Below are 15,333 nucleotides of genomic sequence, written 5' to 3' on the forward strand. Positions count from 1 at the left end.
TTTCACGGCTGTAATGGTCGCTTGGTGCTCAACTGTTCCGTAAGTGTCGTTCTCCTTGCAAAGAGCTGGGTTAAGTGGCTTTCTAGCTGACGTTCTCGACACGGAAGGCTAGGCGCTCGAGAGCCAAATTGGCGGATAACAATAATGACCCTGCTTTCTAGGGCTGAATAATGACGATGACGATTATTGTCAGGAATAGAGCCGCAGAGCCGGGCTATGTCCTGGTGGAGAATGGGCCGGGTCCTGGCCTGAGCGTGCTGTACCGTAGCCTGCTGCCCCTGCTGCACACTCTGGGTGACGTACTAGAAGTCGATGCCAGTACTGACTTGCAGGAGCTCTGTCGTTCCTTGCGGGAAAGAGGCAGAGAGCCTTTTTACTGCGTGTTCGGCCTTCCTGATGAAGCTGAGGTCTCCGTTTGCTGTCCGGTCGTCGCTGCTATTGCCTGGCCATTCGATGTCCTCCCGCCGGATTCCCCTGAGCGTTGGCGTGAGCGCCTGCTGGGTTGCGCAGGAGCTATTACCTTCAGCCAACAGACGGCGCGGGCCATCCATCAACTGATGGGGGAGCGCTTTGCGGTGTTGGTAAGTGCCGCCCAGCCTTGGGAGCGTTTCGGCGGGCTTTGCCCGCGCGAGGGTGCATGGCCTTCGTTGGGGCCGCGCGTCATTCACTTCTCGGGGCAACTGCTGGACAGTCCTTCCATCGGTCTGTCGGTTGATGCCTTGGCCAGACCTGCGCCAATCGCTCTGCCCGATCTCGAGCCAGAACCCGAAGCAGTCATTGTCGAAGCGGAGAGTTCGGTCGAGATCGTGGCGCAGCCTCTGTCCCTGCAGCAGCGACTGTATGTCACCGGTGCCTTGCTGCGTGGCTGGTGGCGAGAGGTCACGGATGCGGACCGACACCTTAGACAACAACCCGCGCCGGAAGATGTGCAGGAAGAACCCGAGCCGGTGTCCGAGCCGGCCGTTGATGCTCCGAGTTCCGTCTCTGCTCTGCCGGCGGAGCCGCAGCGCATCACACTGTATGGTGTGGTGTATGCCTGCGTGATGCGCGCGGAAGACGAGACCCGTTGCTGGACGGAGATGCTGACCGCCTTCTGTCGCACCTTCCGTGATCAGCCCGATGTCACCCTGGTCTTCAAGTTCACCCACGAAAACCTCACGTCCGGCCGTATTGGGATGTTGAGCAACCTTTCACGTCTCGCGCCATTCAAGTGCCGCGTTGTGATCATGAATGGCCATCTGGATGAGCAGCAGTACCAGAACCTGATCGCGGCCAGTCACTATCTGGTGCATCCCGCTCACAGCGAGTCGTCCGCCATCACCGCGCAGGAGTTCATGAGTGCGGGCAGGCCAGTTATCGCCCCTCGCCATAGCGCCCTGAGCGACTGGCTGGAGCCGGAGCATCCATTGATCATTCGCAGCAGCCGTCAGCCGACGCACTGGGCCGGTGATCCCGACAAGCGCATGCGTTACCAGGATCACCGCTTGCAGTGGCAGTCGATGTGCGAGGTGTTTCAGGACAGTTTTGACCTGGCCACCCATGGGGCGGCGCAGTACCAGGCCCTGTCCGCCCGCGCGAGCGCGCGAGCGCGCGACCTGGCCTCCGAAAGCAGGCTGCAGGGGCAGTGGCGCGAATTTTTTGCCCGCCTCAATGGCGAGCCGCAAGTCCGGCAGGTTTCAGCTCAGGCGCTGAGGGCTGGGACATGAAGATACTGGTCTACTCCGCCACCAATGCGACGACCATTCGTACCAGCCTTGGCGCTCCGGAATACAGTTACTACTTCGTCCTGAAGGAGTTTCTGCCGGCTCTGCAGGCGTTGGGTGAGGTCGTGGTAATTGAGGATCCTGCCAACCAGGTCGACGCGATCTATCACGATTGCAGACAACGTGGCGAAGCCTGCGTATTCCTGAGCTTTTCTCCGCCGCACAAGACTCTGGCGACGTTGGAGTGTCCGACTTTGCCGGTGTTTGCTTGGGAGTTCGACACCGTTCCTGACGAAATCTGGCTAAACGATGCGGTCCAGGACTGGTCGTTCATGTTGCGCCAGTTCGGCCAGGCTATCACCCATTCGCACTCCACGATCGATGCCGTGCGCAAAGTTGTCCCGTCGGCCTATCCATTGCTTTCCGTCCCCTCTCCGGTCTGGGACGCCTTCGATACCTTGCGCCAATCCAGACTGTCTGCAGGCCGTCATCGCATCAATGGAAAGGGTGTGGTGTTTGATACGTCTGCGTTGGATTTGCAGCAGTTTCTGCACGCAGTACCGGAAGTCTGGCATCTGATGTTCAAGGGCGAGGCCGTCCCCGGCGTGGTTGGCGATCCCGAACCTGAGCCTGCGTCCGCCGTTGAGCAGGAACCCCCGGCCGCACCGGTTCATCCGGCGCCTGAGTACTTCACGGACTATCTTCGGATCACGCGTCGTTATCTGGGCGCGTGGTACCAGATGGTGCTGGCTGACCTGTTGCCGGAATTCTTGAGAGGAAGGCTTCGCCGTTTGCGCCGAAGTACGCCGGTACCCGGCGAAGAGGTGCCGGAGGTCAGTGTGACGCCGGTTGAGGCGCCGATCCCGGAAGATCCCTTCCCGCAGCGCGCGTTGTTCACGCCGGCAGAGTTTGCCGTTGATCTGGAGGGCGTGGTCTTCGCGACGGTGTTCAATCCGTATGATGGCCGTAAGAACTGGCCAGACCTGATCAGCGCATTTTGCTCGGCCTTCTCCGACCAGCCCGACGCGGTCCTGGTCTTCAAACTGACCCATCGTGAATACTGCTCCGCCATCACTGAAATGCTGCGCTTCATGGCGCGCCTGCCGGCGTTCCGTTGCCGTGTCCTGCTGATGCACGGCTATCTGGAGGACGAGGACTATCAGGCCCTGATGCGGGCCACGGTTTATGTGGTCAATGCCTCGTACGGCGAAGGGCAGTGCCTGCCCTTGATGGAGTTCCTGTCTTGCGGCAAGCCGGCCATCGCGCCGTCCCACTCGGGCATGAGTGATTACATCGACGAGCAGGTGGCTTTCGTGGTGGAGAGCTGCCTGGAAGCGGCGAGCTGGCCGCACGATCCACGCAATGCCTTCAGAACCTGTCGGCAGCAGATCGACTGGGAGTCCCTGCGTCTTGCCTACCTGCAGGCCTGGTCGCTTTACCGGGATCATCCGGAGAGCTACCGGGATATGGGGGAGCGGGCGATCGAACGAATGCGCGGCTATTGCTCGCGGCAGGCAGTGATCGAGCAACTCGATCCTTTCCTGCGGATGGTGCTTGACCGGGCATCCGTGCCCCAAATGGAGCGCGCGGGGGCATGAGTCGGCGCATCGGTGATATTGAGGTGCTGCGTGCGCTGGCGGTACTCGCCGTCGTTGTGCACCACATCAACGGCAATCTGACTCCCTTCCAGGCGCCGGGTCTGCCGTGGCCGCTCATTCAGCTGGGGGGCTGGTTCGGTGTGGATCTGTTCTTCGCCATCTCTGGCTTCGTCATCGCGCGGGACCTGATTCCCCGCATGAATGCGTGTGGGGGCTGGCGCGAGTCGCTTTCAGTGGCCCAGGCCTTCTGGGTCAGGCGTATCTGGCGCTTGCTGCCGTCGGCATGGCTCTGGCTGGCCCTGACGCTGTTGGCGGTGGTGGCCTTCAACAAGAGCGGTGTGTTCGGACTGTTGCAGGACAACCTCCAGGCCACCCTTGCCGGTACCCTGAATTTTGCCAACGTGCGTTTCGCCCACTGCTTCATGCGCTGTGAGTACGGCGCAAGCTTCGTGTACTGGAGCCTGTCGCTCGAAGAGCAGTTTTATCTGATCTTCCCGCTGCTGATCTTCCTGTCACGCCGTTATCTGCCCGTTGTGCTATTGCTGCTCATTGCGGTACAGGTGCTGCAGGCCCGAACGCTATGGCTGATGGCCTTCCGGACCGACGCCCTGGCCATGGGGGTACTACTGGCGATCTGGAGCCGCAAGCCATCGTTCATCGCGTGGAAGCCTGCAATGGTTTCTCGGATTTCCCTGCTGGCTCCTGCACTGCTATTGGCGGGAATGGCCACTCTGGCCTATCTAGCGTCGACCTACGCCCAAGGGTTGGTCTACCGGGTGGGGGTGATCGCGCTGGTATCAGCGCTGCTGGTCTGGCTGGCCTCGTACGATCAGGACTGGTTTTGCCGGAGTGCGCCGTTGCGGCGGTTCATGCTCTGGCTCGGCGCTCGCTCGTATGGCGTTTATCTGATTCACGTGCCGGTCTATTTCTTCGTTCGCGAGCTGCATTTCCGGCTGTTTCCGGAGGCGGCTGTCGATACCCGCAGCTATATCATCGGTGCATTTGCCTTGGCGTTGGTGCTGATCGCTGCGCTGGCGGAGCTCAACTTCCGTTTTGTCGAAATGCCCTTGCGCCGCAGGGGGGCCCGAATTGCCGATGACATCACCCGTCGTCCGCAGGCTTTGTCGCAGGCGCCGTTGGGTCAGCCGGACTAATCCGTTGCACCAGAGGATCGAATGTTTTCTCGAATGAAAAGAGCGTTGCAGGCATCCACGGCTGCCCCAGCCAATCCGGTTACGCACGCAGAGCCGGAGGCTGAGGAAGTTTTGCCGGAGCTGGGGCTGATCGATATGTCGCTCAGCGGCTGGTTCCGCAATGAAACCGGTGAGTTGATCGAGGGGTTCCCCATCACTGCCGAGGACTCCGTTCTCGATATCGGTTGCGGTGACGGAGGGTTCACCACCTTTGCCGGACGCCAGGGCGCGGAAATCTTCGTGGCCGACATCAGCCAGGACAATGTCAACAAGGCTGTGTTGCGGGTGAGGGAGACCATTGCACGTGCTGTGCATCCGCTGGTCACTGACGCGGATCCGATCCCGCTCCCTGATGGCCGGGTCTCTCGCGTCATTGCGATGGAAGTGCTGGAACACGTCGACGACCCCGCGAAATTCATGGCCGAGCTGACGCGAATTGCCCAGCCGGGCGCACTATTCCTGCTGACGGTTCCCGACGCCGCCAGCGAGCACGCCCAGAAGGGCTTGGCGCCGCAGAGTTATTACCGTAAGCCCAATCACATCCGCATCTTCGAGCGAGAGGAGTTCGACCAGTTGGTTGCCGACGCCGGGCTGATCATCGAGCACCGCCTGCATTACGGTTTCTATCGGACCATCTGGTGGATGCTGTACTGGGCCGTGGAGCATGCCGATTTGGCAACAGCGGATTCCCATCCGATGATCGAGAAGTGGCGCGATACCTGGGGGGCGATTCTGTCGATGCCCAAAGGGAAGCAGATCAAGCGGGCACTGGACGAGGTGCTCCCCAAGAGCCAGGTGATCATCGCTCGCAAGCCATAGAGTTGACGGAAATGTATAACAAGAAAATCGCAGACATCGAATTGCTATGCGGTGTAGCTGTGCTGATGGTGGTAGTTCTTCATGCCAATCAGAACTTATTCACCTGGATTAGTCTGAACCTGGCTCGTTTTTTTGCCTATTTCGGCGGGGCCTCCGGCGTTGATCCATTTTTTCGCGATTTTCGGCTTTGTCATTGCGCGGGATCTGATCCCACGACTTGATTCGGCGGAGAGTCGCGAGCAGGCCCTGAAACTATCGATCGTTTTCTGGATTCGCCGGGCATGGAGATTTTTGCCTTCCGCCTGGCTTTGGTTGGCGCTGCCATCGCTGGCGACGGTGTTCTTCAACCAGTCAGGGGCCTTTGGCAGTGTCCGGGCCAATAGCTCAAGCCGCGGAGGCTCAGGGAAAGGGGCTGAGCCGACTTGGCCGTGTGAGTAGCCTGAGGAGTCCGGCTGTCGGCATGGGGCACTATGCTGGCGACCGTGATGAATTTGCCGAAGCTATTGCCGTACGCCAAGAGAAGGATTTTTCCCTGCTCAACCTGTACATGCTCTGGGTTGATATGGAGTTTTTACTCCAGCACGCCGCTTGGAAAAAATGTGTTGATACTTTGCTGAGGAGAGTTGCAGTGCGCTCCTGGCAGGAACATCGGTAGCGGAGAGTGGTTGCGGATTTCATATGGCAACCTCCAGACGAACATCGTGTGACAGTAAGGTAAGTGACTTACCAGTCAGCCCTTAATGGGTTCCCTTCCTCCAGAACAATCAGAGAGACTGGCCTTTGAACAAACGATTACTGGTAACAGGGCTTTCCGGTTTCGTAGGCACCCAGCTTCGGGCGTCGCTGGGGCCGCAATGGCAGTTGATGGAGCTGCCACGCCTGGATCTGGCCGAGCCTGGGGCTTTCGATGAGTACCTGCGCGACGATGTGCCGGACGCCGTGATCCACCTCGCGGGCCAGACGTTCGTGCCGCAGGCGTTCCGTGATCCTGCCGGAACCTTGCAGGTGAACCTCATCGGCACGTTGAACCTGCTGCAGTCGCTCAAGCGTTGCGGCTTCACCGGGGCGTTTCTGTACGTCAGCTCCGGGGATGTGTACGGACAGGTGAGCGAGGATCAGCTGCCGATTACCGAGTTGCAGTTGCCCAGGCCGAGGAATCCCTACGGCGTGAGCAAGCTCTCGGCGGAGTTGCTCTGTCAGCAGTGGAGCTTCGCCGAACCTTGGCGCATGATGGTGGCACGCCCGTTCAACCACGTGGGAATGGGCCAGAAGGCCGATTTCGTGATACCGGCGGTCGCAAGACAACTCGCGCGTATTCGTCATGGATTGCAGGATGCGTGTATTGAGGTAGGGGACATCGATGTCACCCGCGACTTCCTCGATGTACGTGATGTTCTGTCGGCCTACTTCGCATTGCTCGAAAAGGGGCGTTCGGGGGAGGTGTACAACGTTTGTTCGGGCCAGGAGTATCGCTTGCGCGACCTGATCGCCCAGATGGCCACGCTGGCCGGAGTGGAACTGCAGATTCGTCAGGATCCGCAGAAGCTGCGCAAGGCCGAGCAAAGGCGTGTTCGTGGCAGCAATGCCAAGCTGCAGAGTGAAACCGGGTGGAAGCCGGCTCACGGGATGGAGCAGATCCTGCGGGATGTCCTGGCTGACTGGGATGTCCGCGCCTTGCAGGAGTGACACCGGTCGCGCTGGTTTTGCGACCACTGCTGGCGACACCTGTCGCCGCTTCAGGACCCCGCCAGGCCTGCCAGGGGGAACGGGGTCCCAGGTAATGTGCAGTACGCGGAGGCATCGCTCGGGTGGAAGCCGATCGAGTCTCCGACATAACTAAAACGAGCTCGCAGCGCTTTCATCTGCGAGCCATCACGGATGCTAGAAGAATGACAAAAAGTGCTCTGATCACCGGCCTGACCGGCCAGGATGGCGCCTACCTTGCGAAACTGCTGCTGGAAAAGGGCTACAAGGTCCATGGTCTGGTAGCTCGCCGCAGCAGCGATACGCGCTGGCGCTTGCGTGAACTGGGGATCGAGTCCGAGGTGATCTACCTCGATGGCGATCTGGCTGACGCTTCCTCCGTGCAGCGTGCCGTGATCAAGGCCAAGCCGGACGAACTCTACAACCTCGGCGCACAGAGCTTTGTCGGCAGCTCCTGGGACCAACCGGTCACCACCGGTATCGTTGACGGCCTGGGCGTGACCCATCTGCTGGAAGCCATTCGCCAGTTCAATCCGGAAACGCGCTTCTACCAGGCATCCACCAGCGAGATGTTCGGCCTGATCCAGGCTGAGCGGCAGGACGAGAACACTCCGTTCTACCCGCGCAGCCCCTACGGCGTGGCCAAGCTCTATGGTCACTGGATCACCGTGAACTACCGCGAGAGCTTCAAGCTCCACGCCTCCAGCGGCATCCTCTTCAACCATGAGTCACCGCTGCGCGGCATCGAATTCGTGACGCGCAAGGTCACCGATGCGGTGGCCCGCATCAAGCTGGGCAAGCAGAACGAACTGCGCCTGGGTAACATCGACGCCAAGCGTGACTGGGGCTTCGCCGGCGACTACGTCGAAGCCATGTGGCTGATGCTGCAGCAGGAGCAACCGGATGATTACGTTGTCGCCACCGGCGTGACGACCACCGTCCGCGAGATGTGCCGCATCGCCTTCGAATATGTAGGTCTGAAGTACCAGGATCATGTGGTGATCGACCCGGCCTTCTTCCGCCCGGCGGAAGTGGATGTGCTGCTGGGTAACCCTGGAAAGGCCGAGCGAGTATTGGGCTGGAGTCCCAAGACCAGCCTGGAGAACCTTATCCACATGATGGTCGACGCCGACCTGCGTCGCGTTGGCAAGGAGTGATTGATGCTCGTCCCTGTCATCCTTTCCGGTGGAGCCGGCACCCGGTTGTGGCCGGTCTCCCGTGAGGGGCAGCCCAAGCCGTTCATGGCAATGCCCGACGGGCAATCGCTGCTGAGCAAGACTTACCGACGTGCAGCCAGCCTGCTGGGGGCCGACGGACACATCGTCACGGTGACCAACCGTGACTACTACTTCCAGAGCAAGGATCATTTCCAGTCGGCCAAGCTGCGCCAGCGCGGTCACTTCATCCTTGAACCCTCCGGTCGCAACACCGCACCGGCCATCGCGGTTGCCGCGCTGGCGCTGCGCGCCCTGCATGGTGATGACGTGACCATGGTGGTCATGCCGGCGGATCACCTGATCCGTGATGTCGAAACTTTCGGCCGCTGCGTCGAGCATGCCGTGGAGCTGGCCGAGGCGGGGCAACTGGTGACTTTCGGTGTGGTACCCAACGCGCCGGAAACCGGTTTTGGCTACATCGAAATGGGCGATGCGCTGGACAGTCGCGGCGGCAGCCGGGTGAAGCGCTTCGTCGAGAAGCCCGACCTGGATACCGCCAAGGGCTTCCTGCAGGCCGGTACCTTCCTGTGGAACTCCGGCATGTTCTGCTTCACCGTCGGCACCTTCATCAGCGAGCTGGAGAAGTACGCGCCGGAGATGCTCGAACTGGCCATTGATTGCCAGATGGCCAGCCAGCCGGCCGAGTTCGGCAACCTGGTGCAGCAGGAGCTGCCTTCGGAGCACTTCTGTGCGCTGGAGGACATTTCCATCGACTACGCGTTGATGGAGCGCTCCGACCGCGTCGCCGTGATCCCGGCCGCATTCGACTGGAGCGACATCGGTTCCTGGACCGCCATGAGCGCCCTGGTGGACGCCGATGCCGACAACAACCGCGCTGCCGGCAACGCTATTTTTGTCGATAGCCGTGACAACTACGTACAGAGCGAAGGTCGGCTGATCGCGACCGTGGGCGTCGAGGGGTTGGTCGTGGTCGAGACCGCCGATGCGATTCTGGTGGCGCGGGCTGACCGTGCGCAGGACGTGCGCAAGGTGGTCAAGCAGCTCAAGGACAGCGACAACGAAGCCTATCGCCTGCACCGTACGGTGAGCCGCCCGTGGGGCACCTACACCGTTCTGGAAGAAGGCCAGCGCTTCAAGATCAAGCGCATTGTGGTCAAGGCCGGCGCCGCCCTTTCGCTGCAGATGCATCACCATCGCAGCGAGCACTGGGTCGTGGTGCAGGGCATGGCCAAGGTCACCAACGGCGAATCCGTGCGGCTGGTGAACAGCAACGAGTCCACCTATATCCCAGCGGGCCACCGACATCGTCTGGAGAACCCGGGCGTGATCGACCTGGTGATGATCGAGGTGCAGAGCGGGGAATACCTGGGCGAGGACGATATCGTCCGCTTTGAGGATATTTACGGCAGGATCGTTTGATGTCGCTGAGTATGTTGAGAGGTGTGTGGCACTACCGCGGCTTTATCGCAGGCAGTGTGCGCAGAGAGTTTGAGTCGCGCTACAGGGGGTCGTTGCTGGGCGCGGCCTGGACGGTACTCAACCCCCTGGCGATGATCGTGGTGTACACGGTGATCTTTTCCGAGGTGATGCGTGCCCGGCTGCCCGGTGTGGATGACAAGCTGGCCTACAGCGTCTTCCTGTGTTCCGGTCTGCTGACGTGGGGGTTGTTTTCCGAAGTTGTTTCCCGTTGTCTGACGATGTTCCTCGATAACGCCAATCTGCTGAAGAAGCTCAGCTTTCCGCGTATCTGTTTGCCTGTGATCAGCGCCTGCAGTTCGTTGATCAACTTCGCCATCATCTTCGGTCTGTTCTGCGGCTTTCTGCTCATCACCGGCCGCTTGCCGGGCATCGCCTTGCTTGCGTTCCCGCTGCTGGTGGGGCTGCAGTTACTGTTTGCCATGGGGCTGGGGATGATGTTGGGGCTGCTCAACGTATTTTTTCGCGACGTCGGGCAGATCTTCGGCATTGCCCTGCAGTTCTGGTTCTGGTTCACGCCCATCGTTTACCCGCTGAGCATTCTCCCCGAGCAGATTCGCCGACTGGTCCAGCTCAACCCGCTGAGTGCGCTCATCGAGGCCTACCAGAACCTGTTCCTCAATGGGCGCTGGCCGGACTGGTCGAGTCTGCTGCCGCTGGTCATCGTCAGTTGCGTTCTCTGCGTGCTGGCATTGGCTCTGTTCCGCGCAAGATCCGGTGAGATGGTGGACGAACTCTGATGGGACATATACGCATCGAACAGTTGGGCAAGGCCTATAGGCAGTACCCGACGCGCTGGTCACGTCTGGCGGAGTGGATCATTCCTGGAGGCCCGCTGCGGCACCAGCAGAACTGGGTGCTGCAGGACGTCAGCCTGGATATCAGGCCGGGCGAGGCGGTAGGTATCGTGGGGTCTAACGGGGCCGGCAAAAGTACGCTGCTCAAGATCATCACTGGCACCACCATGCCCACCTGCGGCACCTGCAGCGTGGGGGGGCTGGTTTCGGCCTTGCTGGAGCTGGGTATGGGGTTCCACCACGATTTCACCGGTCGCCAGAACGTCTACATGGCTTCCCAGCTGCTGGGTCTGCAACGTGACGAGATCGAGCAGCTGATGCCGGCCATCGAGGAGTTCGCGGAAATCGGCGATGCCATCGACCGGCCCGTGCGCACCTATTCCAGCGGCATGCAGATGCGCCTGGCGTTCAGTGTCGCCACAGCCCGCCGCCCTGATGTTCTCATCATCGACGAAGCGCTGTCGGTGGGTGACGCCTATTTCCAGCACAAGAGCTTCGAGCGCATCCGTAGTTTCCGGGAGGCGGGCACCACGCTGTTGATCGTGTCCCACGACCGCTATGCGATCCAGTCCATCTGTGATCGGGCGGTACTGCTGGAGTTCGGCAGGATGATCATGCAGGGCGAGCCGGAAATGGTCATGGACTACTACCACGCTCGCATGGGCAATGGTCTGAACCAGATGGCGCGCCAGGAAATGCTGGAGAACGGCAAGACCCGGACGATCTCCGGCACCGGCGAAGCGGAGACCGAGTTCGTAAGGATCGTCGGGGGCGATGGCGAGCAACTCGATGTCGTGGAGGTTGGTCGTCCGGTTGTCCTCGAAGTGGGTATCCGCGTGAAGCAGGACATCGACCGACTGGTGCTGGGCTTCATGCTCAAGGACCGGCTCGGTCAGGCCATGTACGGCATCAACTCGCACCGCCTGGAACAGGCCCAGGAAAATCTGCGGACTGGCGAACTGGTGGTCTATCGCTACGCGTTTCCCATGCGACTCGGGTCAGGCAACTACTCCGTCTCCCTGAGTCTTTCGCGATTCGACTCCCACCTGGATGGCAATTACGAGTGGCGCGATTGCGCCATGATCTTCCATGTCATCAACAACAGCCGAGAAAACTTCATCGGTTACTCCTGGCTGGGAGCCCAGTTGTCCATTGAACGGCAGGGCCACACTCAGCCCGCAGGCCTGAGCAGGAGTCTGTCATGACGCGTCTGTTGATCGAATGCACTTACGTCTACGAGCACCCGGACCTCAACTCCGGCATCCAGCGCGTCGTGCGCAACGTCATTCGCCACCTTGAAGGGCGCCAGGGCACGGTGGAGTGTATCCCGGTGGTTATGCAAGATGGCCAGCTCAGGCGCGTGCTCGAGCTTATCCCAACGGCCAGGAGTGACGAGCCCAGCGCGATCCGTCGCTGGATCCATCGTCTGGATCACGCCCGCCTGCTGTTCTGGGGACTCTATGCGCGGGTGGTTTCGCTGCTGCGCATTCGCGACGAGGGTGTCGGGCGCAAGGCGCTGTTCTGGAGTTGGCGCATCGCAGGTCTCAGCCTGACCGCGCCGATCCGCCTGCTGCTCTGGCTGGAGCGTCGCCTGGGGCTCACCCGGCAACGCAGTGTTGACCTCGAGACCAAGCCAGGTGACGTTTTCCTGATGCTGGATTCCTCTTGGCATGTGGATTTCTACGCCCTGGCCGACAAACTCAAGCAGCAGGGGGTAGTGATTATCTCGGTGATCTACGACCTCATTCCCCTGACGCACTCGCAGTTCTGTGATGCTGGACTGACCAAGGTCTTCGACCGCTGGTTCGGCTGGGTGGCCAGCACCGCCGACGGCTTCATGGCCATCTCGCAGACGGTGCGCGACGAAGTGCGAAATGAGGTAGTCCGCCGACTGGGGCCGGTCGAAGCCGAGAAGCGCCTGTTCGACTACTTCTACCTGGGCTCTGAGCTGGATCTTAGCCGCCGCGACACCGTGCTGGATCCCAAGCTGGTGAAGCTCTTCGACGATGCGGCACCGGTCTACCTGATGGTCAGCACCATCGAGCCGCGGAAGAATCACCAGTATCTGCTCGATGCCTTTGCCCAGCTCTGGGCCAAAGGATCGAACGCACGCCTGTGCATCATCGGCAAGATCGGCTGGAAGAGCGAGGGCCTGATCGGCGACATCCACCGGCACCCCGAGCTGGGAAAGCGCCTGTTCATGTTCAACCAGCTCAACGATGCCGGCCTGGAGTATGCCTACGCGCGTGCTCGAGCATTGGTCTTCCCGTCCCATGCCGAAGGTTTCGGCCTGCCGCTGGTGGAGGCCATGCAGCGTTCGCTGCCGGTCATGGCGAGCGATATTCCGGTGTTCCGTGAGATCGGCCGCGATTACATGGCCTACTTCGATCTGGATGCCTCGGATTCCCTGGCGAGCCTGATCGACGAATATGAAGTCAGCGGCCGCTTCCCCGCATCCGCCGACCTGGCCCTGTGGCAGTGGATCGGCTGGCGCGAGGCGAGCCATCAACTGCTGGACCGCATCATGTTGGATGTGACTCGCCGCCGGTCCGGATCTCCGAAGCTTGAGCGTGCTGATGCGGATTGCGTTTAACACGGGGGTGTTGAAAGCACCGAGGACCGGTATCGGGCAATACACGGCCGCATTGGCGCAGGCACTGGTAGAACGACCGGACCTGTCAGTGGAGTATTTCCTGGGAGATGGTTGGGGGACGGAATTGCCCAACGTCCTGCCGGGGTACTCCCGGGCGGCGGCACTGGCCAAGCGCGTGCCGGGCGCCTACCGGATCCGTCGCTGGCTGGAGCAGAAGCGCTTCGACCAGGGCCTCGCGACACGCGCCATCGACCTCTACCACGAGCCTACCTTGTGGCCGCTGGAGTTCGACGGCCCGATGGTCATGACCCTGCATGACCTGACCCATGTGCACTTCCCGCAAACCCAGCCCGCCGACCGTCTCGCCGAGATCGAACGGCATGTTGGCCGTGGCGTGGAGCGTGCGCAGTGCGTGCTGACAGACTCCGAGCATGTCGCGGGGGAAATTCGCCGACACTTCGGCCTGTCTGCGGAACGAGTGATGGTTGCGCCCCTGGGCTACGCTCCGCGCTTTCATCCGCGCGAGGCGCAGGCACTGCATGCAACGCTGGCCGCACTCGACCTGGTGGCCGGGCAATACCTGATCTGCGTTGGCACCCTGGAACCACGCAAGAACCTGGAACTGGCTCTGCGCGCTCACGCGCTGCTTTCACGCGATCTGCGCTCGCGCCTGCCATTGGTGATAGTTGGAATGCCAGGCTGGCGGCACGCTGCTCTGGATGAGACCCTGGCCTCGGCGATGCGCGAGGGCTGGGTAAAAGTGCTGGGCTACCAAAGCGACGAGGCGCTGGCGAAGTTGCTGGCGGGCGCGCGGGCTCTGCTGTTCCCCTCACTGTACGAAGGTTTCGGCCTGCCCGTGCTTGAAGCCATGGCCAGTGGCGTACCGGTGGTGCTGACGCGCACCTCCTCGCTACCGGAAGTGGCTGGAGAGGCCGGGTTGTATGTCGACGCTCAGGAGCCCCAGGGCATGTGCGAGGCCATTGGAAAACTGGTGGAAGACCCGGTGTTGCACCAGCGTTGCCGGGAGCTGGGACTGGAGCGCGCCAGGCAGTTCAGCTGGCAGCGTTGCGCCCGTATCACCCGCGATGCCTACCAAAAAGCTGTGGGAGGCTGAATGCGCGTACTGCACTTCTTCAAGACCTATCTGCCGGACTCCGTGGGGGGCATCGAGCAGGTGATCAACCAGCTCTGCCGTACCGGGCGGCATCACGGAATCGAGCACCAGGTGCTCACCCTGAGCTCGAACCCCGAGCCTGCGGAGCTGATGGTCGACGGACATCGTGTCTACCGGGCTCGCCTCGATCTGCAACTGGCGTCCACCGGCTTCTCCTACAGTGTCGTGCCGCTGTTCCGCCGGCTGGCGGCAGAAGCGGACATCATCAACTTCCACTTCCCCTGGCCGTTCATGGATGTGGTGCACCTGCTGGCGGGCGTCGATAAGCCGACGGTGGTGACCTACCACTCCGACATCGTACGACAGCGGTACCTCTTCAAACTGTACCAGCCGCTGATGCACCGATTCCTCGGCAGCGTGGACCGTATCGTCGCAGCTTCGCCCAACTACCTGGGGTCCAGTGAGACCCTGCGCCGCTATCAGCACAAGGCAGAAGTCATTCCCTATGGACTGGACAAGCACGCGTACCCGGCCCCTTCCGAGGAGTGCACGGCACGCTGGCGCCGCGAGGTAGGGGAACGGTTCTTCCTGTTCGTCGGTGTGATGCGCTACTACAAGGGCCTGCACATCCTGCTGGAAGCCGTGCAGGGTACCGGGTACCCAGTAGTGATCGTCGGGGCCGGGCCGCTGGAACAGCAGTTGAAGGCGCAGGCGGCAGCGCTGGGCGTCGAGTCCCACGTGCGTTTCGTCGGGCGTGTCAGCGAAGAGGACAAGGTCGCCCTGCTGCAACTCTCGCGGGCGATCGTTTTCCCCTCGCACCTGCGCTCGGAAGCCTTCGGCATCTCCCTGCTGGAAGGCGCCATGTACGGCAAGCCGATGATCTCCAGCGAGATCGGCACTGGAACCAGCTTCATCAACGCCAACGGGCTGACCGGCCTGGTGGTGCCACCGAGCGATCCTCTGGCGTTCCGTCAGGCGATGAGATGGTGTTGGGATAATCCGGAAGCGGCAGCAGAAATGGGACGGCACGCAGAAGCGCGCTATCAGGAGCTGTTCACGGCGGAGGCGATGGGGCGCGTCTGGGCAGACCTGTATCGCAATCTGCTGGACGAAAGGGCGGAGAAGGAAGGGTTGTTGCCCGAAGGTCGCTCTGGCTGA

At 61.2% G+C, this 15,333-nt stretch carries 13 protein-coding genes; all 13 read left to right on the forward strand.

What is annotated here, in order from left to right; translation table 11 throughout:
- Positions 1 to 170 precede the first annotated feature (170 nt).
- Complete coding sequence (locus ABKS89_RS00430) at positions 171 to 1,706, forward strand: glycosyltransferase (protein WP_348588731.1); 1,536 nt, start codon at positions 171 to 173, stop codon at positions 1,704 to 1,706.
- The gene (locus ABKS89_RS00435) at positions 1,703 to 3,301 is read left to right on the forward strand and encodes a glycosyltransferase (protein ID WP_348588730.1); all 1,599 of its coding nucleotides are present in this window, start codon (positions 1,703 to 1,705) and stop codon (positions 3,299 to 3,301) included. The genes ABKS89_RS00430 and ABKS89_RS00435 overlap by 4 nt, the downstream gene beginning before the upstream one ends.
- Positions 3,298 to 4,455: an acyltransferase family protein gene (locus ABKS89_RS00440; RefSeq protein WP_348588729.1), complete on the forward strand. Its 1,158-nt coding sequence runs from the start codon at positions 3,298 to 3,300 to the stop codon at positions 4,453 to 4,455. The genes ABKS89_RS00435 and ABKS89_RS00440 overlap by 4 nt, the downstream gene beginning before the upstream one ends.
- Positions 4,456 to 4,476: 21 nt before the next feature.
- On the forward strand, positions 4,477 to 5,313 hold the full coding sequence (locus ABKS89_RS00445; RefSeq protein WP_348588728.1) for a class I SAM-dependent methyltransferase: 837 nt from the start codon (positions 4,477 to 4,479) through the stop codon (positions 5,311 to 5,313).
- A 460-nt stretch (positions 5,314 to 5,773) separates the two neighbouring features.
- The gene (locus tag ABKS89_RS00450; protein WP_348588727.1) at positions 5,774 to 5,968 is read left to right on the forward strand and encodes a hypothetical protein; all 195 of its coding nucleotides are present in this window, start codon (positions 5,774 to 5,776) and stop codon (positions 5,966 to 5,968) included.
- Positions 5,969 to 6,093: 125 nt separating this feature from the next.
- Entirely contained in the window at positions 6,094 to 6,999 is a 906-nt protein-coding gene (locus ABKS89_RS00455; protein WP_348588726.1) for a GDP-mannose 4,6-dehydratase, read from the forward strand.
- Positions 7,000 to 7,202: 203 nt separating this feature from the next.
- Positions 7,203 to 8,174 carry a GDP-mannose 4,6-dehydratase gene (gene gmd / locus ABKS89_RS00460; RefSeq protein ID WP_138213375.1) on the forward strand — a complete coding sequence of 324 codons (972 nt, stop codon included), beginning with the start codon at positions 7,203 to 7,205 and terminating at the stop codon, positions 8,172 to 8,174.
- A 3-nt stretch (positions 8,175 to 8,177) separates the two neighbouring features.
- The gene (locus ABKS89_RS00465) at positions 8,178 to 9,614 is read left to right on the forward strand and encodes a mannose-1-phosphate guanylyltransferase/mannose-6-phosphate isomerase (RefSeq protein ID WP_348588725.1); all 1,437 of its coding nucleotides are present in this window, start codon (positions 8,178 to 8,180) and stop codon (positions 9,612 to 9,614) included.
- Positions 9,614 to 10,411, forward strand: a complete 798-nt coding sequence (locus tag ABKS89_RS00470) for an ABC transporter permease (RefSeq protein ID WP_348588724.1) — start codon at positions 9,614 to 9,616, stop codon at positions 10,409 to 10,411. Before ABKS89_RS00465 ends, ABKS89_RS00470 begins: the two co-directional genes overlap by 1 nt.
- Positions 10,411 to 11,673 (forward strand): ABC transporter ATP-binding protein, encoded by a 1,263-nt coding sequence (locus tag ABKS89_RS00475; RefSeq protein WP_348588723.1) that lies wholly within the window; start codon positions 10,411 to 10,413, stop codon positions 11,671 to 11,673. The genes ABKS89_RS00470 and ABKS89_RS00475 overlap by 1 nt, the downstream gene beginning before the upstream one ends.
- Positions 11,670 to 13,061, forward strand: a complete 1,392-nt coding sequence (locus tag ABKS89_RS00480) for a glycosyltransferase family 4 protein (protein ID WP_348588722.1) — start codon at positions 11,670 to 11,672, stop codon at positions 13,059 to 13,061. The genes ABKS89_RS00475 and ABKS89_RS00480 overlap by 4 nt, the downstream gene beginning before the upstream one ends.
- The gene (locus ABKS89_RS00485; RefSeq protein WP_348588880.1) at positions 13,045 to 14,175 is read left to right on the forward strand and encodes a glycosyltransferase family 4 protein; all 1,131 of its coding nucleotides are present in this window, start codon (positions 13,045 to 13,047) and stop codon (positions 14,173 to 14,175) included. The genes ABKS89_RS00480 and ABKS89_RS00485 overlap by 17 nt, the downstream gene beginning before the upstream one ends.
- Positions 14,176 to 15,333: a glycosyltransferase family 4 protein gene (locus ABKS89_RS00490; RefSeq protein ID WP_348588721.1), complete on the forward strand. Its 1,158-nt coding sequence runs from the start codon at positions 14,176 to 14,178 to the stop codon at positions 15,331 to 15,333. It begins immediately after the preceding gene.

The sequence above is a fragment of the Pseudomonas sp. LABIM340 genome, assembly GCF_040017195.2.
Classification (GTDB): Bacteria; Pseudomonadota; Gammaproteobacteria; order Pseudomonadales; family Pseudomonadaceae; genus Pseudomonas.

What these genes read in the sequence shown, in the direction of transcription:
- ABKS89_RS00430 (WP_348588731.1), top strand. Translation starts at nt 171, where the DNA reads ATGACGATGACGATTATTGTCAGGAATAGAGCCGCAGAGCCGGGCTAT.
- ABKS89_RS00435 (WP_348588730.1), top strand. Translation starts at nt 1,703, where the DNA reads ATGAAGATACTGGTCTACTCCGCCACCAATGCGACGACCATTCGTACC.
- ABKS89_RS00440 (WP_348588729.1), top strand. Translation starts at nt 3,298, where the DNA reads ATGAGTCGGCGCATCGGTGATATTGAGGTGCTGCGTGCGCTGGCGGTA.
- ABKS89_RS00445 (WP_348588728.1), top strand. Translation starts at nt 4,477, where the DNA reads ATGTTTTCTCGAATGAAAAGAGCGTTGCAGGCATCCACGGCTGCCCCA.
- ABKS89_RS00450 (WP_348588727.1), top strand. Translation starts at nt 5,774, where the DNA reads ATGGGGCACTATGCTGGCGACCGTGATGAATTTGCCGAAGCTATTGCC.
- gmd (WP_138213375.1), top strand. Translation starts at nt 7,203, where the DNA reads ATGACAAAAAGTGCTCTGATCACCGGCCTGACCGGCCAGGATGGCGCC.
- ABKS89_RS00465 (WP_348588725.1), top strand. Translation starts at nt 8,178, where the DNA reads ATGCTCGTCCCTGTCATCCTTTCCGGTGGAGCCGGCACCCGGTTGTGG.
- ABKS89_RS00470 (WP_348588724.1), top strand. Translation starts at nt 9,614, where the DNA reads ATGTCGCTGAGTATGTTGAGAGGTGTGTGGCACTACCGCGGCTTTATC.
- ABKS89_RS00475 (WP_348588723.1), top strand. Translation starts at nt 10,411, where the DNA reads ATGGGACATATACGCATCGAACAGTTGGGCAAGGCCTATAGGCAGTAC.
- ABKS89_RS00480 (WP_348588722.1), top strand. Translation starts at nt 11,670, where the DNA reads ATGACGCGTCTGTTGATCGAATGCACTTACGTCTACGAGCACCCGGAC.
- ABKS89_RS00485 (WP_348588880.1), top strand. Translation starts at nt 13,045, where the DNA reads ATGCGGATTGCGTTTAACACGGGGGTGTTGAAAGCACCGAGGACCGGT.
- ABKS89_RS00490 (WP_348588721.1), top strand. Translation starts at nt 14,176, where the DNA reads ATGCGCGTACTGCACTTCTTCAAGACCTATCTGCCGGACTCCGTGGGG.